Origin of the sequence: Methylobacterium sp. WL7 (genome assembly GCF_008040085.1) — a bacterium.
Classification (GTDB): Bacteria; Pseudomonadota; Alphaproteobacteria; order Rhizobiales; family Beijerinckiaceae; genus Methylobacterium; species Methylobacterium mesophilicum.
The window spans coordinates 1-21,929 of sequence record NZ_VRVG01000068.1; the positions used below are offsets into that span (position 1 = coordinate 1).

The window sequence follows — 21,929 nt, forward strand, 5'->3', positions numbered from 1 at the left end:
GATTTTTTCAGAAATTCTGATAAGTTTGCGTTAGGATTATAATTCGACGCCGATCCACAAACTGCCCTTCCCAGCCGCTGAGAAATCTTGGTGCGATCAGCCCAGCTGCGGCGGCACATCGAACGCCCTGGATCCAGACCGGCCACGATGCCGATCGGGCGCCTCTTCAACCTCCGCCACGGCGCGGCGTTCGATCGTTCTCCGCGTCGGGTTGCGGCGCTGCATCGGCTGGAGGCTCGCGGTCTTCGTGACCAGATAATCGAGAGCCTGCGAAGTCGCGTCGACCTGATCGTCGCTCCGGCCGAACGGAAAGGCCAACAGTTCGCTGACGTAGTCGTGGGTCCAAGGCTCCGACGCGGGTATCCACACCTGCCCCGCCTCGAACCGCGCACTCTGCGCAAGAAGCCGGGCACGCTTGTCGTAGCGGGGCCGCCGAAGGTGAACCCGTATGCCGCTGGTGCGCCGAATGTCCTGCTGCAAGCTGCGGCCCAATTCGGTATCCTCGATCAGAGTCTCGTCAGGACGCCAGTCGCGGATCGTCTCAAGGATTTTACTGCGCAGCTCCGGGGTTTCCCACCGGCCTCGGACCAATTCCAGCAGGTAGTAGTTCTCCCCGTCCCAGCCCCAGAGCATGCCGACCGAGTAGCTGCTGGTCGCGTCCAGCGTCGAGGCCGTGTCCCAGCTCGCAACGAAATACTTCAGCGCCGGATCGTTGAGGTCGCGATCGGCATAGCGCAGCCATTCGCGGCGGATGACGTTGCCGTCCGCGGGCACAGGGTCCTGGAGGTACATCGCCGCGAAGGTCATCGAGCCGACGGCGCGCCGCATCTCCTCTAGCGCTTCACGCGGCTCGCGCTCAGCATCCAGCACCTCGCCGGCCCGGCGTTGGTAGATGTCGTGCTCGTGCGGCCCGATCCGATAGCATGCTGCTTCCGGTGCGATCGCCGGCAAGACCAGCCGGTCCCAGTCACCGCTCCGCTGCACCTGACCGATGAGGTCGTCTTCGTGTAGCCGCTGCGAGATCAACACGATCGCACCCTTGCGTTTGTCGTTGAGGCGAGTGCGATGCGCGGTGTTCCAAAGCCCCATCTCTCTGCGCCGGACGGCTTCTGAGAAGGTTGCATCCGGGCTCATCGCGTCGTCACCGATGATGAGATCCGCGCCGCGTCCGAGGACCGGCCCCGAGATCGACACCCCGAAGCGGTAGCCACGCTCAGTCGTAATCGTCTCGAGCTTACGGTCCCCGCCCCGCTTGATCCGGAACGCCGGGAAAGCCTCTTGGAACCAGGCACTGGCGACGATCGCTCGGAACGCCGCCGCGTGTGTCTGGGCGAGGTCGGCAGAATACGAGGTGCAGATGATGCGCAGCCGCGGATCGCGGCCGAGCCGCCACGCGGTGAACGCGACCGTGACGATGAGCGACTTGCCCGAGCGTGGTGGCACGTTGATGATCAGCCGCTGGCGGTCGCCGCTCTCAACCCTGCGCAGGGCGTAAGCGATGGCATGGAGATGCCAGTTGTCGACGAACGGGGTGCCCGGCTCGAGCGTGGCAAAGCAGCGCTCGTAGAACACCATGAAGTCGGTGCGCAGGGCATGGCGATAGAGGCGCTGAACCTGGGTCATGCAGCACCCTCGTCCGGGAGATCGGCATCAGCATCGTCGTCGGGTGCGGTTCCCGATTCCAACCCTTCGGATCGTCGCCCATGCGCACGCCGCGCGATCAGGCGGTCGAACGCTGCCTGATCCTCGGGACTGAGCGTATCGTCTGTTTCAGTGTCGGGTCGGCTCGCCCGCCGCTCCCGCCGGCGCCTGTCCAGTTCTTTGGCCGCGGAAACGTTGCCTGCAAGGACCTCCTTGTACAGCGCTAGATCGACAGTCTCGTCGCGGGTCAGCCGCTGCCGCTTGCCGGCGACCTGCACGACGACGATCTCGTCGAGGAAGTCGCCCTTCGTCTTGGGCTTGCCTTTGCGGCCCCACGGATTGGCGACTTGGTTCGGTTTGAAGCGATGCTGCGGCGGCGGACAACCGTAGCCGACACGTGTGGCCTCAACGGAGGGCGCCACCCCGCGCTTGCGATCCCTGGGCATGGGACAGCCTCACGTGCGCCGCGAGCGCGGCGGAAGCACGATGCCCCGCTGCTCGGCCATCTCGGCAAACGTCAGACCAGTCTCAGCATGACGCGCCGGCGCGCGCGTGCAGCGTTCCATCCTGCGCACAGCGAGATCGACGTAGAACGGATCAATGTCGAGACCGTAGCCGCGCCGCTTCGCACGATGCGCTGCGACCAGGGTCGTGCCGCTACCGGCAAAGACGTCGAGCACGATGTCGCCGCGACGGGATACGTCCAAGATCGCGTCCTGGATCATCGCCACGTTCTTCGGCGTCACATGCTCCCGGCTATCAGGGTTGCCCGCCCGGGCGAAGGCGTTTGCGCCGGAATAGCTCCACACATTCGAGCGATTGCGGCCATTACGGCCGAGCTCGATGTTGTTGATGTGCGGTGCCGTGCCCTTCTTCCAGATGAAACATAACTCGTGGCCGGAGCGCCAGAGCGAGCCCATGCCGGGATTGGTCTTGGCCCAGACCGCGAGATTGAGAAACTGCTGGTAGACGGCATGACCGGCCGCCAGCATCTCCTGCATGTGCCGCCAGTCCATAAACTGGAGCGAGAGCGAGCCGTCTTCGGCATGCTCTCAGAGCCGCTCGAACACGGCGTGTAGGAACGCAGTGAACTCCGCGACACTCATCTCGCCGGAGGCCATGGCGAACTCGCGGGCACCGACGCGACCGGTGACATGTCCGGCGACCGGGACGTTGTAGGGCGGATCGCACAAGACAAGGTTCGCGAGCATGCCGGCCATGAGCGCGGGAAGGCTCACTTCGCTCAGGGCGTCGAGGCAGCCAAGCCGGTGACCACCTTCGAAGATCCAGATATCGCCGAGTTGAGAGACCGCCTGCTTCAGTGGCCCTGGCAAAGCATCGTCGGGATTGTCCTCGGGGGGGCTGAGGATCACATCGAGTTCGGCCGAGCTGAACGCGGTGAAGCTGACGAGGTCGATGTCGAAGTCGGCGAGGAAAGCGAGCTCGTCCTTCAGCGCGCTCGGATCCCAGCTCGACAGTTCCGGCAGCTTGTTGAGGGCGATGCGCAGGGCGCGAGCTTGCGCGTCCGAGAGGTCAGCCAACGCGATGGTCGGGACCGTTGCGAGACCAAGCTCTAGGGCTGCGGCGAGGATCTGATGACCGGCGATGACGCAGCGATCGGCGTCGATCAGGATCGGCTCGACGATGCCCCAGCGCTTCACGCTCTGGAGTAGATGCTCGCGGTGGCGAGGCTGATACTTGCGCAGTCGCGCCCGTGCGACGACGAGCTCACCCGGCGAGATATTGACGATGGCGAGGGATCGCTGGGCCGAGCTCTGATGAGCCAGTGATCGCCTGCGAATCCGGGTCGGCGGCGGTTCGACCGAGGGGATGAGGTGCGGTTCGGTAGGAGTAGCTGGAGACATGACGTCGGTCCAATCGAGTCAGCATGGGCCAACAGTCACCTTCCCCCACGCACGATCTTGGTGCGGCGAGGCGTAGGGAACCGAAGGCAGCCAATGCTCGAACCCGATGCGGATGATCCGCGGCGCGTCGTGCTTCTGCGTACGACAGAAATCGCCGGATCGCTCGCCGCGGTCAATCAAAAAATGATGCGATTGGAATTGGTACGCGGTTGGAATCGCGTCTCTGTCGCCGGAACTCCCGTTTCGAGTCCCATTTCGCGCTGCATCAAATTCGCATTTCGTACGCGCTCAGTAGAGACCGGTTCGAGCCTGACTCCGTGCACCACCAGGCCTTCCTGGTGGATATCCATCGTCCTGCTCGCCGCAGCGATAGCGCTGCAGGGACCGGGACTTAGCGGCGGCCCACGGGGTCTCCCGGCACCATCCTGATCGGTCCGCCGTCACGCTTCGGGAGCGAACGCGCCCTCGCTCTGCGCGTCGCGTCGATGCTTCTCCCTGCCCGGCTGCCGCAGCCTCCGAGACCGGTTCATGTCCCGTCCGGGACGCATGCGCGCGCAAACATCGCCCCGTCGCGGTTTTCATGCCGCACGCGATGAGGATCGGCGGTCGCCGCCGGCCCCGCGCCGCCGGGTCGGACCGGCCGTGTTCGGTGCGACCGGGCCGCTTCGGGGGCTTCTTCGCCGCATTCCTGAACGCCGTCGCGCGGCGGCTTGATCGCGGCGCTTCCAGTCCGCACGATGCCGCGATCCGGTCCGGTCGCGCTCGGGCAACCGCGCGCCGTTCGCGACCGCCCGCATGGCGAGGCCCCGCGATGATCGAGCTGTATGCCTGGAACACGCCCAACGGACGCAAGATCAGCGTCGCCCTGGAGGAGATGAACCTGCCCTATCGGGTCCGGACCGTCGACATCACGAAGGGCGAGCAGTTCGATCCGGCCTTCCTGGCGATCAGCCCGAACAACCGCATCCCCGCGATCGTCGATCCGGACGGGCCCGGCGGTTCGATCTCGGTGTTCGAATCGGGCGCGATCCTGCTCTACCTCGCCGAGAAATCGGGCCGGTTCCTGCCGGCCGATCCGCGCCAGCGCATGGCCGTGCTGGAGTGGCTGATGTGGCAGATGGGCGGGTTCGGACCGATGCCGGGGCAGGTCCACCATTTCCTGGGCGTCGCGGAAAAGGACCGGGCCTACGGGTTGGAGCGCTACCTGAAGGAGACCCACCGGCTCTACGGGGTGCTGGATCGGCGCCTCGCGGCGGCGGAGTTCGTCGCCGGCGCGCTGTCGATCGCGGATTTCGCCATTCTGGGCTGGGCGTGGCGGCACGAGCGCCATCAGGTCGACCTCGCCGACTACCCGCAGGTGAAGCGCTGGTACGATACGATGATGGCCCGGCCGGCGGTGCGGCGCGGCTTCGACGTCGCCTTGAGCTGAGAGCGCGGGCGACGCAGGGGGGCACCTTCGAAACGCGCGACGGCGCCGGGCGCGTCATGCGGCCGACGCGGCCCCACCGTCTCGCCCGTCCTGCGCGACCGAATGGCGGCAGGCCGGCCCTGCGTCCGCCCGCGCCCGGGCCGCTCGCCCCCCGGCCCGTCAGAGCACCTGCGAGAGGAACCGGCGGGTGCGCGCGTCCTGCGCGGACGCGAAGAAGGTCGCCGGCGGCCCGTGCTCGACGATGACGCCGCGGTCGGTGAAGTAGATGTGGTCGGCGACGTCCCGGGCGAAGTTCATCTCGTGGGTGACCAGCATGCAGGTCATGCCCTCCTCGGCCAATTCGCGGATCGTCACCAGCACCTCCTTGACCGTTTCGGGGTCCAGGGCGGCCGTGACCTCGTCGAACAGCATCACGTCGGGCCGCATCGCCAGCGAGCGGGCGATGGCCACGCGCTGCTGCTGACCGCCGGAGAGTTCGCCGGGATACGCCTCCTCCTTGCCGGCCAGCCGGACCTTGGCGAGCAGGGCGCGGGCCCGGGCCTCGACCTCGCGCCTGTCCTGCCCGAGGACGTGGATCGGGGCCATCATCACGTTCTGCAGCGCGGTCTTGTGCGGGAACAGGTTGTACTGCTGGAACACCATCCCGACCTTGCGGCGCAAGGCCAGCTTGTCGAGCTGCGGATCGGTGACCTCGATCCCCTCGACCCGGATCGAGCCCGCGGTGACCGGCACCAGCGCGTTGATGCAGCGGATCAGCGTCGACTTGCCCGAGCCGGAGGGCCCGATGATGCAGACCACCTCGCCCTTGCGCACGTCGAAGCTGATCCCCTTCAGGACCGCGAAGGTCCCGAAGGACTTGTGCACGTCGACGACGCGGACGATCGGCTGGTCGGGGGTCCAGGCCGGGGACGGGCTGCTGGCGACGGTCGCTTGCATCATGCTCAACGGGTCTCGAAGCGGCGTTCCAGGTGGGCGGTCAACCGGTCGATCGGGTAGCAGTAGAGGAAGAAGCAGAGCAGCGCGAAGCCGTAGAGCGGGGCGAACAGCTCGGGCCGTCCGCCCTCGGCGGCGTGCACCTGCGCGGTCAGCGTCAGCATCTCGGTGACCCCGACGATCGACGCCTGCACGGTGGCCATCGCGATCAGCGCGTAGACGTTCATCCAGGGCGGCAGCATGCGCTTCGCGCATTGCGGCAGGATGATCCGCCACAGGGTCTGCCGCCGGGTGAAGGCCAGGGATTCGGCCGCCTCCCACTGCGTGTTCGGCACCGAGCGCACCGCGCCGCGGACGATCTCGGCGACGTTGGCCATCACCGGCAGGCTGAAGCCGAACGTCGCCTTCACCCAGTCGGGCAGCGGCACCCGGAGGCCGAACACCGTGACCTGGAACGGGACCAGGAACATCACGAAGAACAGCAGCACCAGCCAGGGCACGTTGCGGAACACCTGCGTGGCGGCCCACGCGATGCGCGGCAGGACCCGGCCCTCGCCCAGCATGGCCAGGCCGAGCCCGAGGCCCGCCACCGTGCCGATCGCCATCGCCATCAGCGAGATCGCGACGTTGAAGGAAAAGCCCGTGAGCAGGAGCGGCGCCCACTTGATCACCACCTCCAGCGGGGACAGGGCGGCGGCCCCGCCCTGCGCCCAGGCCGGGAGGGCGACGACGGCCAGGCCGCACAGCAGCCAGCCGTGGACGGGGCGCAGGCGCGCCGCCGGGCGGCTCCGGGGGAGCGCGAACGGCAGCAGGACCGGCAGGTCCGTCGGCCGACCCGCCGGGCGCCCGCCGTCGCGCGGGGCCGTCCGGTCCGGAGCGCTCATCGGCCGTATCCGGGGATGCGCAGGGCACGCTCCCAGCGGTGCATGATCCACACGAGCACTCCGACGAGGACCGCGTAGGTGGCGAGCAGCACCAGCATCATCTCCAGGACGTTCTGCGACTCGGACCAGATCTGCTTGACCGCGTAGAGCGTCTCGGGGACCGCGATGGCGTAGGCGAGCGTCGTGGTCTTCAGGAGGTTGATCAGGTTGTTGTTCAGCGCCGGCAGGCAGACCCGGAGCGCGAGCGGCAGGACCACGTGGCGGTAGGCCTTCAACCGGGTGTAGCCCAGCGCCTCGGCGGCCTCGACGGTGGTCTTGGGCACCGCCTCGATGCCGGAGCGGAAGATCTCGACGTTGAACGCGCCGGCGAACAGCGAGAGCGAGACGATCGCCCATTGCACGTTGTCGAGGATGGGGACGCGCAGGCCGTCCGCCGAGCGGACGTCCGGCAGGAGCGTGCCGAGGCCGAAGTAGAAGAAGAAGATCTGCACCAGGGGCGGCGTGTTGCGGAACGCCACGACGAAGCCGTTGACCAGCCCCCGCAGCAGGCGCGAGGGCCCGCTCTGCAGCAGCGCCCCGACCGCGCCGATCACCAGGCTGGCCAGGATCGTGCTGATCCCGAGCAGCAGCGTCATCCGCAGCCCGGCGACGTAGCGGTTCCAGTCATACGGGTCGTAGAAGACCGTAAAATTGAAGCCCGTGGTCTCGTAGAGACCCTGGAACCAGGCCTGGATCGCCTCGATCATCGCGGCCGATCACCGAGGCTCGCTGCACGGGCGCGCATCAGTTGGTCGCGTTCTTGTACTTCTCGTGCATCGCCTTCGAGTAGGCGGTGGGCTCGATGCCCCACTTCCGCTCGCCGGCGACGACGAAGCCGGTCTTCATCCAGTCCTTGGTCGCGTCCTCGACCATCGTCTGGAGCGTGGTGTTGCCCAGCGCCACCGCCATCATCCACGGCGCGTCGAGGATGCCCTTGAGCGGCAGGGCGTAGCCGGCCTTCCAGTCGTCGTCGAGCAGCTTACCCTGCAGCATGCTCTGGTCGTAGACGTAGCCCAGGCAGTTGCCCTGCTTGAGCGCGAAGAGCGGCTTCTCGGAGCCGTCGAAGGCGACGATCTCCGCCCCGTAGGTGCGGGCGACGTCCTTGTTGTACCACGCCCCCGAGGTGGCGCAGAGCGGCTTGCCCTTCAGCTGCGCCCAGTCGGTGATGCCGGAGGTCTTGGGCAGCAGCACGTTGACGAAGTCGGAATAGTATTGCGGGTCGATCCCCTGCACGACGCGGCGGCGCTCCGGCTTGTCCGACAGCGTGGCGATCAGGAGATCGACCTTGCCCTGCTGGAGGAACTCGATCCGGTTGGCCGAGACCACCGGCACCAGCTCCAGCTTCACCCCGAGCCGCTTGGCGAGGTCGGCGGCGAGGTCGGGCTCCAGCCCGATGATCGCGCCGCTCGGATCGCGGAACCCGAAGGGTTTGTAATCCGCCTTCACGCCGACGATCAGCGTCCCGCGCGCCTTGATCGCGTCGACGCCGTCCGCGGCCGAGGCCCGGCCGGGCCATGCCAGCGCCGGGATCGCCGCGAGGGCGGCCAGCGCGGCTTGCGTCAGGAGGCGTCGGGACATGGGGCGCATCGGGTCGGTCCTGCTCGGGCGAACGGATCTTGGCACGGTTTCTAGCAATCCACGAGCCATCGGCCTTCGGATCAACCGAAGCGTGCGATGGCGAACGGCGTGAGGTCGGGTCCCCCGCCTCCCCCGGACAGGTCCGCGGCCACCGCCTCGCCGATGCCCGCCGAATGCTTGAAGCCGTGCCCCGAGCAGGCCGAGACGACGTGCACCCGGTCCATCCCGGGATGCCGGTCGATGATGAAGCCGCGGTCGGGGGTCACCGTGTAGACGCAGGCCGCGGCCCGGACGACCTCCGGGGTGGCGCCGGCCAGCCGGTCCGCGACGCGCAGGCGGTACATCGCGTCGGATTCCGACGGGTCGACGCGCCGTTCGACGGCGTCGGCCGTGGTGGCGGTGCTGTACTGCTCGGTCGCGACCTTGATGGCGCGCTCCCCCGCCAGGGGCGGGAAGCCGTAGAGGTAATCCGTGTCGGTGGTCCCGTACATCCAGATGAACACGGGCGCGCGCGGCCCGTAGGCGGATTCGTCCGCCAGGGCGTACCAGTGCAGGAGCTGGCGCCGGACCGTCAGCAGCGTGTCGAACGGGGCGCCGAGCAGCGGGGCGGTCCAGGCGCCGGCCGCGACCACGGCGCGATCGGCCAGGATCACGCCGTCGGCGGTCTCGATCCGGATGCCGGCCGCGTCCTGATCCAGCGCCAGGACTTCGCAGCCGGTCCGGATCTCGGCCCCCAGGGCGGTCGCGCGGGTGAGCTGCGCCGCGATGCAGCGCTCCGGGAAGACGTAGCCGCCGCCGGGTTCGTAATAGGCCTTCTCGTCGCCCGCGAGGTTCAGGAATTGCGGGAAGCGGCGGGCGACCGCGGCCCCGTCGAGCACCTCGTGCGGGATCCCGGCCCCCTGCGCGGCGGCGATCGAGCGGCCGACGAAATCCGGCTTGCCGTGATGGGACGAGACCCCGCGGCCGGGCGCCATGACGAGGGCGCCGCAGGCGTTCAGCAGCGTCTCGCCGGTGGCCGCCTCCAGCTCCCGCCAGATGCGATGCGAGGCGGTGACGAAGGGCACGTAGTCGCGCCCCTCCCCGACGGCCTGGCGGGTGATCCGCGTCTCGCCATGGCTCGACCCGAGGGCGTGCGGCGGCGCGTAGCGGTCGAGCCCGACCGCCGCGGCCCCGCGCTTGGCCAGCTGGTAGAGGATCGCGCTCCCCATCGCGCCGAGCCCCAGGACCGCGACGTCGAACCGGCGCGTCATCGGGCCTGCCCCTGCGTGGGGGTGTGGTCGCAACGGGTCTGTCCGTGACGACACGGGCGCGGAGCTGCGAGGCCGGGCATGCGATCGGGATCTCGGTCGAACGGGACGTCGACCGTGAGCATGACGCGCTCGGGCGGTTGCGCTTGACCTGGAGAGACGCTTTCTTGCACGCATGAGCCAAATCAGCGACGCGATGCCGGATCCGGACGGCCCGGCCCCGGGGGATCGGCCGCAGGAGATCGGCTTCCTGCTGGTCCCGGGCTTCGGGTTGCTGTCGTTCGCCTCGGCCTGCGAGCCCTTCCGGGCGGCCAACACCTTGGCCGGCCGCGTCCTCTACCGGCTGCGCTACTTCGGCGAGGCCGGAGGCCGGGTCGCCTCGTCCTCGGGGGCGGAGGTCCCGACCGAGGACCTGCCGCGCGAGCGCGGGCGCCTGGACACGGTCTTCGTCTGCGCGGGCGGCGACCCGACCGACTGGGACAGGCCGGCGATCCATGCCGGGTTGCGGCGCATGGCCCGGTTCGGCGTCCGGATCGGCGGCATATCGGGCGGCCCCTACCTGATGGCCGCGGCGGGGCTGCTGGCGGACCGCGCCTTCACGATTCACTGGGAGCATGCCGGCGCCACGGTCGAGGCGTTTCCGGACGCGCGCCTGACGCGGGCGCGCTTCGTCGCCGACGCCGACCGCCTGACCTGCGGCGGCGGGGTCGCCCCCCTCGACATGGCGCACGCGCTGATCGCCGAGCGCCTGGGGGCGGCCTTCGCGCGCCGCGTCTCGGACTGGTTCCTGCACATCGCGGTGGGCGCCGCCGACGACCCGCAGCGCGCCTCCGCGGCGGAGCGGTACGGACTCCACCACCCGGCCCTGCTCGCCGTCCTCGAAACGATGGAGAAGACGGTCGAGGCGCCGCTCACCCGCCGGGCCATGGCCCGCCTCGCGGCGGTCAGCGCGCGCCACCTCGACCGGCTCTTCCGCGAGAAGCGCGGCCTGAGCTTCTCGGCCCAGTACCGCGCCATCCGCCTCGCCCACGGCCGGCGCCTGCTGCGCCAGAGCCCCCTCGGGATCGGGGAGATCGCGACCGCCTGCGGCTTCTCGAGCGCCGCCCACTTCTCCCGCAGCTACCGGGCCCAGTTCGGGTGCAGCCCGTCCTCGGACCGGCGCACGGCGCCCGAGCGCGCGGCCTGAGCCCGGGCGGCGCGCCGAGCACACCGCACACAACGCCCGATCACCGGGCGTCCCCCCTCTGCACGAGACAGCGCAGAGGGCGTTTCGTGAGAGGCTTTCAGTTCGCCCGGGCGACCTCGACGAGGTTGTCCGAGAACGACGGGGCGTGGCCCATGTCGGTGAAGGCGCCCGACGAGATGCTGTTGACGGTGCCCTCGTTGAGCTGGCGCCAGTAGCCCAGCGTCGCGACCACGATCCCGGCCCTCACGTCCTCGGTGATGCGCGCCACGCCCTTGAACGCGCCGCGGTCGTTGCCGACCTGCACCCGGTCGCCGTCCCGGATCCCACGCGCGTCGGCGTCGTGCTGGCTGATCATCACGAACTGCTCGCCCTGGCCCTTCTGCTTGTCCTCCATGTTCGCGTAGCAGGAGTTCAGGAAGTAGTGGCTCTTGGGCGAGACGATGTTCAGCGGGAAGCGCTTGGCCAACGCCGGGTCGTTGGTGTGGGATTCCCGCGGGCCGAGGTAGTCCGGCAGCGGGTCGAGCGCCTCGCCGGGCTGGAAGCCCTCGTACATCTGCCGGAACGGCGGGGCGACGAAGTTCGTGGCGCCCTCGACCTTGAGCATGCACTTGCCGGTCGGCGTCGGGAAGTTGCCCTCGCGATGGGGCGCCCGGTCGTCCGGCGTGCCGACCTTCAGCCGGGCGAAGCCGTGCTCGCGCATGTAGGCGAGGTCGATCCCCTCGCAGGCCGGCGACGACCAGTCGACGTAGTGCTCCAGGCACTCGCTGTCGCTCCACGTGAAGTTCTCTTCCTCGAAGCCGAGCCGGGCGGCGAGCTGGCGGAAGATCTCGTTGTTCGGGATCGCCTCGCCGGGCGCGTCGGCGCACTTGGTGTTGTAGGTGAGATAAAGGTGGCCCCAGGAGAGGATCATGTCCTCCATCTCCGCGCCCATGGTCGCCGGCAGCAGGATGTCGGCGTAGGAGGCGGTGTCGGAGATGAAGTGCTCGGCCGAGACCATGAACAGGTCCTCGCGCATCAGGCCTTCGACGATCTTGTCGGTCTCGGGCGCCTGGGTGACCGGGTTCGAGTTCCAGCACATCATCGACATGATCGGCGGGTCGAGCTGCATCTCGCCGGTCAGCGCGCGCCCGATCTGGAGGTTCGAGACGACGCGGGTGCCCTCCGGGATCAGGTCGGGCCGGCACATCACGTCGAACTTGTAGGGGTGCTCCCAGACGCCGAACTGCGTGACGCCGCCGCCGACATGGCGCCACGCGCCGGTGAGCGCCGGGATGCAGGTGACGGCCCGGATGGTCTGGCCGCCGCCGTAATGCCGCTCCAGCGCCACGCCCATGCGGATGCCCACCGGCTGCTCGGTCGCCATCTCGCGGGCGAGCTTGCGGATGTCCTCGGCCGGGACGCCGGTGATCTCGGCGGCCCATTCCGGCGTGCGGGGGCCGGCCCGCTCCTTCAGCTCCTCGAAGCCGACCGTGTAATTGTCGACGTAATCCTGATCGACGAGGCCCTGCGCGATGATCGAGTTGATCAGCGCCATGGCGAGCGCCCCGTCGGTGCCGGGCTTGGGTGCGATGTGCCAGTCGGCCGCCTTGGCGGTGCGCGACGCGTAGGTGTCGATCACGACGACCTTGGCGCCCTTCTTCTGGGCGTCCTTGACGATGGCCCAGTGGTGCAGGTTCGTGCTGACCGAGTTGCAGGCCCAGATCACGATGTACTTGGAGTGGATGTAGCTGTCCGGGTCGAGTCCCGCGGTCGGGCCGACCGTGAGCAGCCACGCGGTGCACGAGCCCTCGCCGCAGAAGGTCCGCTCCATAACCGTGGCGCCCATCCGGTTGAAGAACGCGTCGCCGCCGTTCAGCCCGTGCACGAGGCCCTGGTTGCCGAGGTAGCTGTAGGGCGCGATGGCCTCCGGCCCGTATTGGTCGATGATCGCCTTCCAGCGGGTGACGATGGTGTCGAGCGCCTCGTCCCAGGTGATGCGCTCGAACTGCTTCGAGCCCTTCGGGCCGACCCGCTTCATCGGATAGAGCAGCCGGTCCGGATGGTAGTGGCGCTTCTCGTAATCCTTCAGCTTCACGCAGAGGCCGCCGCGGGTCATCGGATGGTCCGGGTTGCCGCGCACGCCGAGCAGCTCCCCGTCCTTAACCTCGAAGATCATCGAGCAGGTGTCCGGGCAATCGTGGGGGCAGCCGCCGAAGAAGGTCTGGGTCAGGCTCTCCGCCTCGGCGACGAGCAGGGAGTCGGGCTTGACGATCTCGTTCATGGTTCCTCCACGGCCGAGCGTTTCGCTTTATTGTTCTAGCGAGCCGGCTCAGCGCAGAGGCAGGATGCACTGGAGTGCGAATAATTCCAAATTCTAGTCCCTGGTGAGGGCGCATCGGCGTGCGTTCGTCGTGCGGACCACGGTGTCGCGGCGCGGGCGTTGCGGCAGCGGGAGATAAGCGGTCCTTGTCATGACGCCGCCGGACATGAAGGCGGTCGGAGCGTTGGATGTTCGTGCCAATCGCGGATCGGTTTGCAGACTGGATCAACGTCGGCCACAGGCGAGCCGCCGTGCGAGCCTTTGCCAAGGTTTTTACGTCAACATTCTACGCCTAGAGCCGTGCCCGACCCCGTTGGGTCACGGGCACGGCTCTAGGCTCTCGTTTTGGCGCGCGCTCTTGAGACGAACCGGAGCCACTTCGTCGGAGCGCGCTCCAGCTCCGTTCCGGTTCGCTCTCGGTTCGCATCTCTTGATCCGCAAGGGTATGCTTTGTGAAGGTCAGCTCAGCCCCTGGACGCCGGCAATCGTTGGACTGGCAGGAAGCCTGCTGCTGCCGATGGAGCGCTCGTCTACGGGGTTGCTGGTAGCGATCGCCCATGCGCCCATATCGGAAATCCTCTTGATGGGCTTCAGTACTATTGCAGGCTGCCGGCTGATCGGAAGCTGCTTATAGCAGCGACCAACGCCGGAGAATGCCGCAAACCTATCGGTTCCTGTTTTACGAACGAACGTCCGCTTCTGTGGCCAGGCGGCCCGTCTCTTTATTCAGGGCCATACGATACCTGAGCGATCAATCTTTTCTTCTGCGGTCAATATTTTATCTACTCAGTATCATCCTAGGTTAAGTATACTTTATATTTGCAAACATCGGTTGTGATTGATATCAAGGTTTCACCCCCAACACGAAAACTCATCTTCGCGCACGGTCGATGCGAACGGTATTCTCAACCGAAGGCCTGCATCCCCGGGACAGCTTCAGGCGCTGGAGAGAAAACCTGTTCGACAGGGGCATGCCGATCGAGCAGCAGCCTCTCAGCGACGCCCCTTTCGAAGCCAAGATGAAGGCCACCCGCATCGGGCCCCTCGTGATGACTTCCCTTTCGCAAAGCGCCTTGCGCAGCGAGATCACGCCCACCTCGATCCGGCGATACGCGGACCAGCAGCATGTCGATGTGATCTTCAAGATCAGCGGCGTATCGAAGCGCATCGTGGACGATCAGGATACCGTGCAGCGCCCCGGTGATTTCGTCGTCTACGACCGCCGGCCATCCGTGCGGATGTCGCCCACCGGCGGCGAAGTCTTGTTCCTGGAACTGCCGCGCGCGCACCTGGAGAAGATGCTCGGACCCACGCGGCTCTATTCGACTCTGACGATCGGGGCGGATCTCGCATCGACCCGTTTGGCCACGTGTTTCATCCGGGAACTGGTCGCATTGAGAGACCGGCTCTCCGCCGATGCCGGCGCCCGCATGGCGTCGATCGGCGTCGACCTGATCGTGGCCAGCATCGCCGAGCGCCTGGCTCAGGAGGTGCCGCGACCGCTGCACGGCACCGTCGTGGTCCAGCGCGCCAAGGCCTATGTCGAAGCCCATCTCGGCGACACGACCCTCGACCCGCCGCAGCTCGCGGCCGCCGTCGGCGTCTCGCTGCGCCGGCTGCAGGAGCTGTTCCACGAGCGCGGCCAGCACATCTCGGACTGGATCTGGCAACGCCGTCTGGAGACGGCCGCCAAGCGCCTGGCCGATCCGGGTTGCGCTCACCTGGCGATCGGCACCCTGGCGTATGGCTGCGGCTTCGCCAGCCAAGCCCACTTCGCCCGCCGCTTCAAGACGCGCTACGGGATGGCTCCCAGCGAGCATCGTCACGCGGCCCTCATGAGCCCCCGATAAGGCGCGACGGCGCCGGCCACCGCGTCCCACCCTGCGCGGCCATCGCGATGGGGACCAGGCGCCGGATTTCAGCCCCCGGTCGCCACGCGCGGCGACGAGGGCGGGACCTTCGACCGCGCGAAGACCCAGCCCCCTGCACCCTCAATGCAGCGTGTCGTCCGCGCAGGTCTCGCCCTCGACGTCGCGGGCCAGCGCCCGGCCGACATGCTCCACCAGCGGGCGCAGGGCGGCGAGGAGGCCCGGGTCGCCGATCTCCTCCGCGGCGCGCCACAGCTCGATCGCGTGGTGGCCCAGGCGCACGATCGCCGGGTCCTCGCCCTCGCGCCCGCAGGCCCGGTCCAGGATGTCCGAGATGCTCATGCGTGCAGCCTCCGCTCGGCGGGCGCGGGCGGGCGGATCGCTTGCGTGCGCGGGGCGTGCGGGGGCGCGGCGTCGAGGCCGAAGAACCGGCGCGATTCCGCGACCGTGTCGGGCCCCAGCCGGGCGTAGACCGCCAGGATGGAATGGCCCTGATAGGTCGTCGGCAGCCCGAGGGGCTCCACGTCCCAGCCGCAGGACATCAGCCGGTTGACCAGGATCGGGTGCGTCTGCGCCAGCAGGCCGTCGAGGCCGCGCGCCCGCGCCACCTCGGCCGCTGCGATGAAGATCCCGGCGGTGGCCGGGTCGATGCGGCTGGTGCGGCCCTCGCGCCGGGACGGCAGCGTCCCGCACCGGGTCCACTCGTAGACCGCCGCGCCCCGGGGCGCCGGGCCGCGCTCGGCGAGGTGCGGGTAGACCTCGGTGAGCAGATGCGGCCGGGTCGTCGGCAGGAGCCGGGTGTAGGCGGTCACCGCCCCGCCCTCCAGGTAGGCCAGGTGGATGCAGCCGGGGCCGTCGAACTGGTCGATCTCGCGGCCGTCGGGCCGGCGGCAGGCCTCCCAGTTCAGCCGCTCGACGAACAGGGCGTGCCGGAACCGGTAGATCTTGTCCATCAGATCGCCGTGCCGGGAAATATTGTCGTCGTCGATCACGATAACCATGGATCACTCCCCCTTTGGGGGCGTGATGCCGGGTGGCGGGTCCGAAAGAGCCTCGTAAATTTACGAGGTCGGCGGCCGCCCCGGGGTCAGGCTATGATGCCCTGCCGCATCGCCTCGGCGACGCACTGGACGCGGTTGACCGCGTCGAGCTTGCGGGCCGCGTTCTTGAGGTGGAACTCCACGGTCCGCTGCGACGTGCTCAGGATCTCGGAGGCCTCCCAGCTGGTCTTGCCGGCCGCGGTCCAGCGCAGGCACTCGACCTCCCGCGCGGTGAGCCGGGGCGCCTTGCGCGCCGGGCTGCTGCGGCCGCCCTCGCGGATCAGGGTCTCGGCCCGCTGGTAGGCGTAGATCGACACGAGGTGCAGCGCCGCCTTGGCGTCGTCCGACAGGTCGAGCCGGTCCGCCCCGAAGCTGACGCCGCCCCCCGGGCCGGACAGGTGATGGATCGGGACGCAGAACCCCTGCGACAGCCCGAACTCGGTCGCCTCGCCCATCACCCGGGCGGCCCCGGCCTCGTCGGACCGGTAGGGCGCCTCCCGCCACAGGAACGGCTCGGTGGTGCGCCGGACATGGTTCGCGACCGGGTCGATCCGCAGGTAGTCCCGGTCGAAATAGCGCTTGCGCCAGCCCTCCGGCCAGGCCGGCACCAGGGCGCAGCCCTGCGTGGAGATCGCGTGCTCCGCCGGCAGGTTGGTGATGATGAAGGCGTCGTAGCCGAAATACGCGCCGGCCGAGCGCATCTCGCGCAGGATGTCCGGGATCCGCGCGGCCTGCTTGAGACGGCCGACGATCTCGAAGGCCTTGTGGGTATCCTGGCTCACGAAACGTCCGAATGCGTGTAGCGCGAAATCTATCCGACCTATAGTTGCAACAATGTCAGTCCACGCGATGAAACACGATACATGAGGTTGTGCGGCCGGCCAAGAGCGCACGCCGTCGTGACGCTCCGTACGGCTTTGGCAGCTCCGGGTCCGGGCCTTTGCGCGGCGGGCCCCGGCCTCACGCCGGCGGCGCGGCCCGCCGCACCGGCCGGCTGACGAACCGGGAGCCGGCGAGCAGGAAGCGCCAGGGCGTCTCGGCGCCGCGGGTGATCCCAATGCGGCGGTCCGCCGCGACCGCGACGGCCTGCGCCCGGGGCTCGAACCGGAACGGCGCCTCCGCCACCGGCAGGCCATCCATCGCCCCGGTGACTCCGAGGGCCTGGCACAGCCGGCCGGGTCCGGCGCAGAGCAGAAGCGGATCGTCCGTGCCGCGCCGGGCCGCCATGGCGGCCAGGCCCTCGGTCGGCTCGATCGCCCGGAGCAGCACCGCGCTGCCGGGCTCGCAGACCAGGTTCAGGCACCAGTGCAGCCCGTAGGACCGGTAGACGTAGACGTGCCCGGGCGGCCCGAACATGCTGGCGTTCCGGCGGGTCGGGCCCGCGAAGCTGTGGGAGGCCGGGTCGGTCCGGTCGTAGGCCTCCGTCTCGACGATGCGCCCGCCCGCCGCGCCGACCCAGAGCCGCGCCCCGACCAGCTCCGCCGCCACCGCGGCGGCGTTCCGGGCGAAGAACGGGTCGGGCCTCGGATCGACGGGTGTCATGCTGGCAGTGTCATCCGGATGGTGTCAGCCCAGCCGGCCAACGCCCGGCGGTCCGTTTGGTTGACGTTTGCCCGGCATCCGGGTCCGACCCCGCAGACTTCGTAGAAGTCGCGGATCGGCCGCGCAATTCTTCGTGGATCGCCGGCCGACGGCGATGCCTGTTTCGTTCGCTTCGAAGTGACCGCGAAGTCTGTCCGGCCGCCTTCGATCCGGTCCCGACCCGAAATTCGCCGGCCAGTTGAAATACGGCGGAGGCCGCGGACGCGGTTTGCTGGTACGACAGGCCGGCCAGACCGGGCCCGCTGCCGATCTCGTCGGACCTCCCAGCATGACGCGCACCTCGTCGATCGCGACGCTCCGAACCTCCGCCGGGGGTTTGCCGGCCGCCCCGATCCCGCTGCGCGCCCGGATCCGCCCCATCCTCGGCGTCCGCCGCCTGCGCCTCGGCAGCGGGCTGGTGCTGTTCGCCTACATCCTGACCCACCTGACCAACCATGCCCTCGGCAACGTCTCCCTCGACGCCATGGAGGACGGCCTGGATATCGCCTCCGCCCTCTGGCTCAACCCGCTGGGCCTGGCGCTGCTCTACGGCGCCCTGCTGATCCACCTGCTGCTCGGGCTCCAGGCCCTCTACGCCGCCCGCTACTTCCGCTGGCGGCCCGGCGAGGTGGTGCAGATGGTCTCCGGCCTGCTGATCCCGCCTCTGCTCATCAGCCACATCGCGGGCACCCGGATCGCCTTCGCCACCGAGGGGCTGGACAAGGGCTACGCGCAGGAACTCTACGCCTTCTGGGTCGCCGCGCCGCAGCAGGGCGCGATGCAGGCGGCGATGCTGGTCATCGCCTGGATCCACGGCTGCTCCGGCCTGTATTTCTGGCTCCGGCTGAAGCCCGCCTTCGGGCGCGCCGCCCCCTGGCTGCTGGCGGTGGCGGTGCTGGTGCCGGTCCTCGCCCTGCTCGGCTTCGCGCAGGGCGGCCGGGCGATCGCCGCGCTCGCCCAGGACCCGGCCTGGCGCGCCGTGGCGCTCCAGCCGGTCCATGTCGGGCTGCCCGACCAGGTGGCGCAGCTCGCCGCCATCCGGAACGGGATGCTGCTGACCTATGCCGGCCTGGTGGCCGCCGTGATCGCGGCCCGCGGGGTCCGGACCCTGGCGGAGATCAAGGGCGGGACGATCCGGCTGCGTTATCCCGACGGCCGGGTGGTCCGGGTCCCCCGCGGCACCAGCGTGCTGGAGGCAAGCCGGCGCAACCGGATCCCGCATGCCAGCGTCTGCGGCGGCCGGGGCCGGTGCTCCACCTGCCGGATCCGCGTGCTCGACGGCAGCGACCGCACGCCCCCCGCGGGCCGGGCCGAGCGCGCCGTGCTGGAGCGGATCGCCGCCGGGCCGGGGGTGCGCCTCGCCTGCCAGTTCCGGCCCGAGGCCGACCTCGCCGTGGTGCCGCTGTTCCCGCTGCCGCCGCCGGTGCGGCAGGCGGACCTGCTCGACCGGGCGCAATCCGGCGAGGAGCGCTTCATCGTGGCGATGTTCGTCGACCTGCGCGGCTCGACCCGGCTCGCCGAGGAGCGGCTGCCCTACGACACGGTGTTCATCATCAACCGCTTCCTGGGCGCGGTCGGCGACGCGGTGCGGGAGGCCGGCGGCTCGACCAACCAGTTCCTGGGCGACGGCCTGCTGGCCCTGTTCGGCCTCGAGACCGAACCCGAGCCGGCGGCGCGCGACGCGCTCCGGGCGGTGGAACTCGTGGCCGAGCACGTCGCCACCCTGAACGAGCTCCTGGCCGCGGACCTGGAGCACACCCTCCGGTACGGGATCGGCGTGCATGCCGGCCTGGCGATCGTCGGCGAGATGGGCGACGCCACCGACGCCCGCTTCACCGCGCTCGGCGACACCGTCAACGTCGCCTCGCGCCTGCAGGGCCTGACCAAGGTTCTGGGCTGCATCGCGGTGGTCTCGGAGGCGGTCTACCGCGCCGCCAAGGCCACGCCGACGGCGATCCGCGAGATCCCGGTGGAGGGCCGCTCCGAGCCGGTCCGGGTGAGCACGCTGGGGGTGCTCTGAGCCGCCGGGGTGTTCACGGATCGGTGCCGTCCTGGAGTGTGGGAGACCGGATCAGCACCTCCGGGCCGCCCTCCCCCCGACCAGATGGCGCGACAGGGCCAGCATGAGCGGCACCACGGCGAGCGCCGTCGCGGCGGCCGCCACCGCCGCCCAGTGGGGGCCGGCCGCGTCCCCGAGCCGGCCGTAGAGCAGCGGGGCCGCCAGCGCGCTGCCCCCGAGCGTGCAGGTGTAGAACACCGCGAACGCCCGCTCGACCCGGCCGCCCGGGGCGAGTTCCGGCACCGTGCCGTACAGGACCGACGAGGTGCCGTTCAGCATCACCCCGAGCAGCGGCAGCAGGATCAGCGCGGGCACGAGCGGCAGGGCGATCACCGCCAGGATCGCGGCCGCGGTCCCGGTCTCGGTCAGCAGCACGGTCCGGGTCACGCCGAGCCGTTCCCCGAGCCGGCCGCAGACGGCCTTGCCGAGCGCGCCGCCGATGAACACCAGCGAGAGCGCGAGCCCCACGGTGGTCAGGGCCGCGCCCTTCTCCTGCAGCAGGAACGGCAGGTAGAGCAGGAAGGCGGGGCGGGCGGCGTTGTCGAGGGTGCCGATGGCGACGAGCAGCCCGAAGCCGGACCGCGCTTCGGTCCCGTCGTCCACCCGCGCGGGGCCCGGGGCGGTCCGGGATGGCGCGCTGCGTGAAGTGGGATCACGCGGCAGCCAGCGGCCGACGCCGAGCGCGACCGCGACACCCAGCCCGGCGATCACCCAGAGCGCCGTGCGCCAGCCCGACAGGGTCAGCAGGAAGCCGACCAGCGGCGGCACCGCGGCCTTCCCGAGGTCGCCTGTGAAATTGTAGGTGCCGAGCGGCCCCCGCGCGGCGGTCCCGTAGGCCCGGGCGATCACGGTCGAGGCGAGCGGATGCTGCGTGCTGCTGCCGGCGCCGCCGAGCAGCAGGCCGGCGCAGAGGCCGATCAGGCCGCCCGACGCCCCGGCGAGCGCGTAGCCGCCGGCGCTGAGCAGCGTGCCGAGGACCAGGACGGTGCGGGCACCGAGCGACTGGGCGAGCCGGCTCGCCGGCATCTGCAGGGCGGCGAGCGCGCCGTTATAGAGCGAGCGCAGCAGCGCCAGCGCGACGTAGTCGAGGCCGAACTCCGCCTGCCAGACCGGCAGCAGCACGTAGATCAGGTCGGTGTAGCCGTCGTGGAGGGCGTGGTTGACCCCGGTGACCACGAGGATGCGCTTGTCCTCGATGCGCTTGGCCGTCCGGTCCGGGACGTCGTCCAGCGAGGCGGTGAACTCCGATGCGCGGGCCATCCTGCTTCCCTTGGTGGTTCCACCGCAGGATGCGGGTCTCGCGCCCGGCTGACAAACGCCTTATGCTGACGCTCGCGTGAGAAAATCTGACAGACATGCATCGCCGCCTGCCGCCGCTCAACGCCCTGAAGGCCTTCGAGGCGGCGGCCCGTCACGCGAGCTTCACCCGCGCCGCCGAGGAGCTGCGGGTGACCCACGGGGCCGTGAGCCGGCACGTGCAGATGCTCGAAGGCTGGCTCGGCGTGCCGCTGTTCGAGCGTCACAACCGGCGCGTGGTGCTCACCGAGGCCGGGCAGAGCTACGCCGCCGAGATCGGCGCCGCCCTCGACCGCGTCGCCCTGGCCACCGCCCGCCAGGTGGAGCGCGGCCGGCCGCGCCTGCTGCACGTCAACGCGCTGGCCACCTTCACCCTGCGCTGGCTGATCCCGCGCCTGTCCGGCTTCCAGGTCGCCCACCCCGCCGTGGAGGTCCGGCTGACCACCTCCAACGTGCCCCTGGCCCACCTCGTGGACCCGTTCGACGTGGCGATCCGGGGCGGGCCGGATACGCGTCCCGGCCATATCGGGCAGCCGTTCCTGTCCGAGCGGCGCCTGCCGGTGTGCAGCCCGGCCCTGCTGCGGCGCCTGCCGCTCCGCGAACCGGAGCACCTGCGCCACCACACCCTCCTGCACGCGGCAACGCTCCCGGAGGTCTGGCCGCACTGGCTGCGGGCCGCCGGGGTGCCGGACCTGACGCCGCAGGCCTCGGTGACCCTGGAGCACTTCTACCTGACGCTGCAGGCCGCCCTCGACGGCCTCGGCGTCGCGATGGGCCCGGAGCGCCTGATCGCCGACGACGTGGCCGCCGGCCGCCTGACCCGCCCGTTCGCGGGCCCGTCGCTGCCGGCACGGAGCTACTACACCTACGTGCCTGAGACCCGGGCGGACGACCCGACCGTGCGCGCCTTCTGCACCTGGCTGACCGAGGCGGCGCACGACGCCTGAACACGGGACAGGGAGCGGGATGGCATCGGGAGCTATC

General features: G+C 69.7%; 20 protein-coding genes. 5 read left to right on the forward strand and 15 right to left on the reverse strand.

Going from position 1 to position 21,929, the window contains the following annotated elements:
• Positions 1-96 precede the first annotated feature (96 nt).
• Genes terL through FV233_RS17375 form a run of 4 tightly spaced genes read right to left on the reverse strand, consistent with a single transcriptional unit; the run spans position 97 to position 3,506 of the window.
• Complete coding sequence (gene terL, locus FV233_RS17360) at positions 97-1,623, reverse strand: phage terminase large subunit (RefSeq protein ID WP_147898196.1); 1,527 nt, start codon at positions 1,621-1,623, stop codon at positions 97-99.
• On the reverse strand, positions 1,620-2,087 hold the full coding sequence (locus FV233_RS17365; RefSeq protein ID WP_147898197.1) for a DUF5681 domain-containing protein: 468 nt from the start codon (positions 2,085-2,087) through the stop codon (positions 1,620-1,622). The genes terL and FV233_RS17365 overlap by 4 nt, the downstream gene beginning before the upstream one ends.
• Positions 2,088-2,096: 9 nt before the next feature.
• On the reverse strand, positions 2,097-2,642 hold the full coding sequence (locus FV233_RS17370; RefSeq protein ID WP_187278134.1) for a site-specific DNA-methyltransferase: 546 nt from the start codon (positions 2,640-2,642) through the stop codon (positions 2,097-2,099).
• 51 nt (positions 2,643-2,693) lie between these two features.
• Positions 2,694-3,506 carry a ParB N-terminal domain-containing protein gene (locus FV233_RS17375; RefSeq protein WP_147898199.1) on the reverse strand — a complete coding sequence of 271 codons (813 nt, stop codon included), beginning with the start codon at positions 3,504-3,506 and terminating at the stop codon, positions 2,694-2,696.
• Positions 3,507-4,317: 811 nt separating this feature from the next.
• Between FV233_RS17375 and FV233_RS17380 the strand changes: the two genes are divergently transcribed.
• On the forward strand, positions 4,318-4,935 hold the full coding sequence (locus tag FV233_RS17380; protein WP_147898200.1) for a glutathione S-transferase N-terminal domain-containing protein: 618 nt from the start codon (positions 4,318-4,320) through the stop codon (positions 4,933-4,935).
• 159 nt (positions 4,936-5,094) lie between these two features.
• Here the strand turns inward: FV233_RS17380 and FV233_RS17385 are convergent, their stop codons facing one another.
• The 5 genes from FV233_RS17385 to solA form a co-directional block, all read right to left on the reverse strand.
• Entirely contained in the window at positions 5,095-5,874 is a 780-nt protein-coding gene (locus tag FV233_RS17385; RefSeq protein WP_147898201.1) for an amino acid ABC transporter ATP-binding protein, read from the reverse strand.
• Between the two features lie 2 nt (positions 5,875-5,876).
• A complete protein-coding gene (locus FV233_RS17390; protein WP_147898202.1) occupies positions 5,877-6,752 on the reverse strand; it encodes an amino acid ABC transporter permease in 876 nt (291 codons plus the stop codon).
• Entirely contained in the window at positions 6,749-7,498 is a 750-nt protein-coding gene (locus tag FV233_RS17395; RefSeq protein ID WP_147855624.1) for an amino acid ABC transporter permease, read from the reverse strand. The genes FV233_RS17390 and FV233_RS17395 overlap by 4 nt, the downstream gene beginning before the upstream one ends.
• A 37-nt stretch (positions 7,499-7,535) precedes the next feature.
• The gene (locus FV233_RS17400) at positions 7,536-8,378 is read right to left on the reverse strand and encodes a transporter substrate-binding domain-containing protein (RefSeq protein WP_147855625.1); all 843 of its coding nucleotides are present in this window, start codon (positions 8,376-8,378) and stop codon (positions 7,536-7,538) included.
• A gap of 71 nt (positions 8,379-8,449) precedes the next feature.
• The gene (gene solA / locus FV233_RS17405; RefSeq protein WP_147898203.1) at positions 8,450-9,619 is read right to left on the reverse strand and encodes an N-methyl-L-tryptophan oxidase; all 1,170 of its coding nucleotides are present in this window, start codon (positions 9,617-9,619) and stop codon (positions 8,450-8,452) included.
• Between the two features lie 172 nt (positions 9,620-9,791).
• Here solA and FV233_RS17410 point away from each other — a divergent pair, with 172 nt between their 5' ends.
• Positions 9,792-10,802, forward strand: coding sequence for a GlxA family transcriptional regulator (locus tag FV233_RS17410; protein WP_246690012.1), 1,011 nt, complete (start codon positions 9,792-9,794; stop codon positions 10,800-10,802).
• A 97-nt stretch (positions 10,803-10,899) separates the two neighbouring features.
• Here FV233_RS17410 and FV233_RS17415 read toward each other — a convergent pair whose 3' ends face one another.
• Positions 10,900-13,062 carry a molybdopterin oxidoreductase family protein gene (locus FV233_RS17415; RefSeq protein WP_147898204.1) on the reverse strand — a complete coding sequence of 721 codons (2,163 nt, stop codon included), beginning with the start codon at positions 13,060-13,062 and terminating at the stop codon, positions 10,900-10,902.
• Positions 13,063-13,991: 929 nt separating this feature from the next.
• On the opposite strand from FV233_RS17415, the gene FV233_RS17420 reads away from it, so the two are divergent.
• Positions 13,992-14,951 (forward strand): helix-turn-helix domain-containing protein, encoded by a 960-nt coding sequence (locus FV233_RS17420; protein WP_147898205.1) that lies wholly within the window; start codon positions 13,992-13,994, stop codon positions 14,949-14,951.
• A 141-nt stretch (positions 14,952-15,092) separates the two neighbouring features.
• On the opposite strand, the gene FV233_RS17425 is transcribed toward FV233_RS17420, so the two are convergent.
• From FV233_RS17425 to FV233_RS17440, 4 genes are all read right to left on the reverse strand, one after another.
• Positions 15,093-15,311, reverse strand: a complete 219-nt coding sequence (locus tag FV233_RS17425; protein WP_147898206.1) for a hypothetical protein — start codon at positions 15,309-15,311, stop codon at positions 15,093-15,095.
• A complete protein-coding gene (locus tag FV233_RS17430; protein WP_147898207.1) occupies positions 15,308-15,970 on the reverse strand; it encodes an acyl-homoserine-lactone synthase in 663 nt (220 codons plus the stop codon). Before FV233_RS17430 ends, FV233_RS17425 begins: the two co-directional genes overlap by 4 nt.
• A gap of 86 nt (positions 15,971-16,056) precedes the next feature.
• Positions 16,057-16,791 (reverse strand): LuxR family transcriptional regulator, encoded by a 735-nt coding sequence (locus tag FV233_RS17435; protein WP_147898208.1) that lies wholly within the window; start codon positions 16,789-16,791, stop codon positions 16,057-16,059.
• A 178-nt stretch (positions 16,792-16,969) separates the two neighbouring features.
• Positions 16,970-17,551, reverse strand: coding sequence for a DNA-3-methyladenine glycosylase (locus FV233_RS17440; RefSeq protein WP_147898209.1), 582 nt, complete (start codon positions 17,549-17,551; stop codon positions 16,970-16,972).
• Positions 17,552-17,879: 328 nt separating this feature from the next.
• Between FV233_RS17440 and FV233_RS17445 the strand changes: the two genes are divergently transcribed.
• A complete protein-coding gene (locus tag FV233_RS17445; RefSeq protein WP_187278135.1) occupies positions 17,880-19,610 on the forward strand; it encodes an adenylate/guanylate cyclase domain-containing protein in 1,731 nt (576 codons plus the stop codon).
• A gap of 51 nt (positions 19,611-19,661) precedes the next feature.
• Here FV233_RS17445 and FV233_RS17450 read toward each other — a convergent pair whose 3' ends face one another.
• Positions 19,662-20,909, reverse strand: a complete 1,248-nt coding sequence (locus FV233_RS17450; protein ID WP_147898210.1) for an MFS transporter — start codon at positions 20,907-20,909, stop codon at positions 19,662-19,664.
• A 95-nt stretch (positions 20,910-21,004) separates the two neighbouring features.
• On the opposite strand from FV233_RS17450, the gene gcvA reads away from it, so the two are divergent.
• The gene (gcvA, locus tag FV233_RS17455) at positions 21,005-21,892 is read left to right on the forward strand and encodes a transcriptional regulator GcvA (protein WP_147898211.1); all 888 of its coding nucleotides are present in this window, start codon (positions 21,005-21,007) and stop codon (positions 21,890-21,892) included.
• The last annotated feature ends 37 nt before the right edge of the window (positions 21,893-21,929 follow it).

Bases quoted from the DNA above. Each gene is read 5' to 3' on its own strand.
- terL (WP_147898196.1), bottom strand. From the start codon at position 1,623: ATGACCCAGGTTCAGCGCCTCTATCGCCATGCCCTGCGCACCGACTTC.
- FV233_RS17365 (WP_147898197.1), bottom strand. From the start codon at position 2,087: ATGCCCAGGGATCGCAAGCGCGGGGTGGCGCCCTCCGTTGAGGCCACA.
- FV233_RS17370 (WP_187278134.1), bottom strand. From the start codon at position 2,642: ATGCAGGAGATGCTGGCGGCCGGTCATGCCGTCTACCAGCAGTTTCTC.
- FV233_RS17375 (WP_147898199.1), bottom strand. From the start codon at position 3,506: ATGTCTCCAGCTACTCCTACCGAACCGCACCTCATCCCCTCGGTCGAA.
- FV233_RS17380 (WP_147898200.1), top strand. From the start codon at position 4,318: ATGATCGAGCTGTATGCCTGGAACACGCCCAACGGACGCAAGATCAGC.
- FV233_RS17385 (WP_147898201.1), bottom strand. From the start codon at position 5,874: ATGATGCAAGCGACCGTCGCCAGCAGCCCGTCCCCGGCCTGGACCCCC.
- FV233_RS17390 (WP_147898202.1), bottom strand. From the start codon at position 6,752: ATGAGCGCTCCGGACCGGACGGCCCCGCGCGACGGCGGGCGCCCGGCG.
- FV233_RS17395 (WP_147855624.1), bottom strand. From the start codon at position 7,498: ATGATCGAGGCGATCCAGGCCTGGTTCCAGGGTCTCTACGAGACCACG.
- FV233_RS17400 (WP_147855625.1), bottom strand. From the start codon at position 8,378: ATGCGCCCCATGTCCCGACGCCTCCTGACGCAAGCCGCGCTGGCCGCC.
- solA (WP_147898203.1), bottom strand. From the start codon at position 9,619: ATGACGCGCCGGTTCGACGTCGCGGTCCTGGGGCTCGGCGCGATGGGG.
- FV233_RS17410 (WP_246690012.1), top strand. From the start codon at position 9,792: ATGAGCCAAATCAGCGACGCGATGCCGGATCCGGACGGCCCGGCCCCG.
- FV233_RS17415 (WP_147898204.1), bottom strand. From the start codon at position 13,062: ATGAACGAGATCGTCAAGCCCGACTCCCTGCTCGTCGCCGAGGCGGAG.
- FV233_RS17420 (WP_147898205.1), top strand. From the start codon at position 13,992: ATGCGAACGGTATTCTCAACCGAAGGCCTGCATCCCCGGGACAGCTTC.
- FV233_RS17425 (WP_147898206.1), bottom strand. From the start codon at position 15,311: ATGAGCATCTCGGACATCCTGGACCGGGCCTGCGGGCGCGAGGGCGAG.
- FV233_RS17430 (WP_147898207.1), bottom strand. From the start codon at position 15,970: ATGGTTATCGTGATCGACGACGACAATATTTCCCGGCACGGCGATCTG.
- FV233_RS17440 (WP_147898209.1), bottom strand. From the start codon at position 17,551: ATGACACCCGTCGATCCGAGGCCCGACCCGTTCTTCGCCCGGAACGCC.
- FV233_RS17445 (WP_187278135.1), top strand. From the start codon at position 17,880: ATGACGCGCACCTCGTCGATCGCGACGCTCCGAACCTCCGCCGGGGGT.
- FV233_RS17450 (WP_147898210.1), bottom strand. From the start codon at position 20,909: ATGGCCCGCGCATCGGAGTTCACCGCCTCGCTGGACGACGTCCCGGAC.
- gcvA (WP_147898211.1), top strand. From the start codon at position 21,005: ATGCATCGCCGCCTGCCGCCGCTCAACGCCCTGAAGGCCTTCGAGGCG.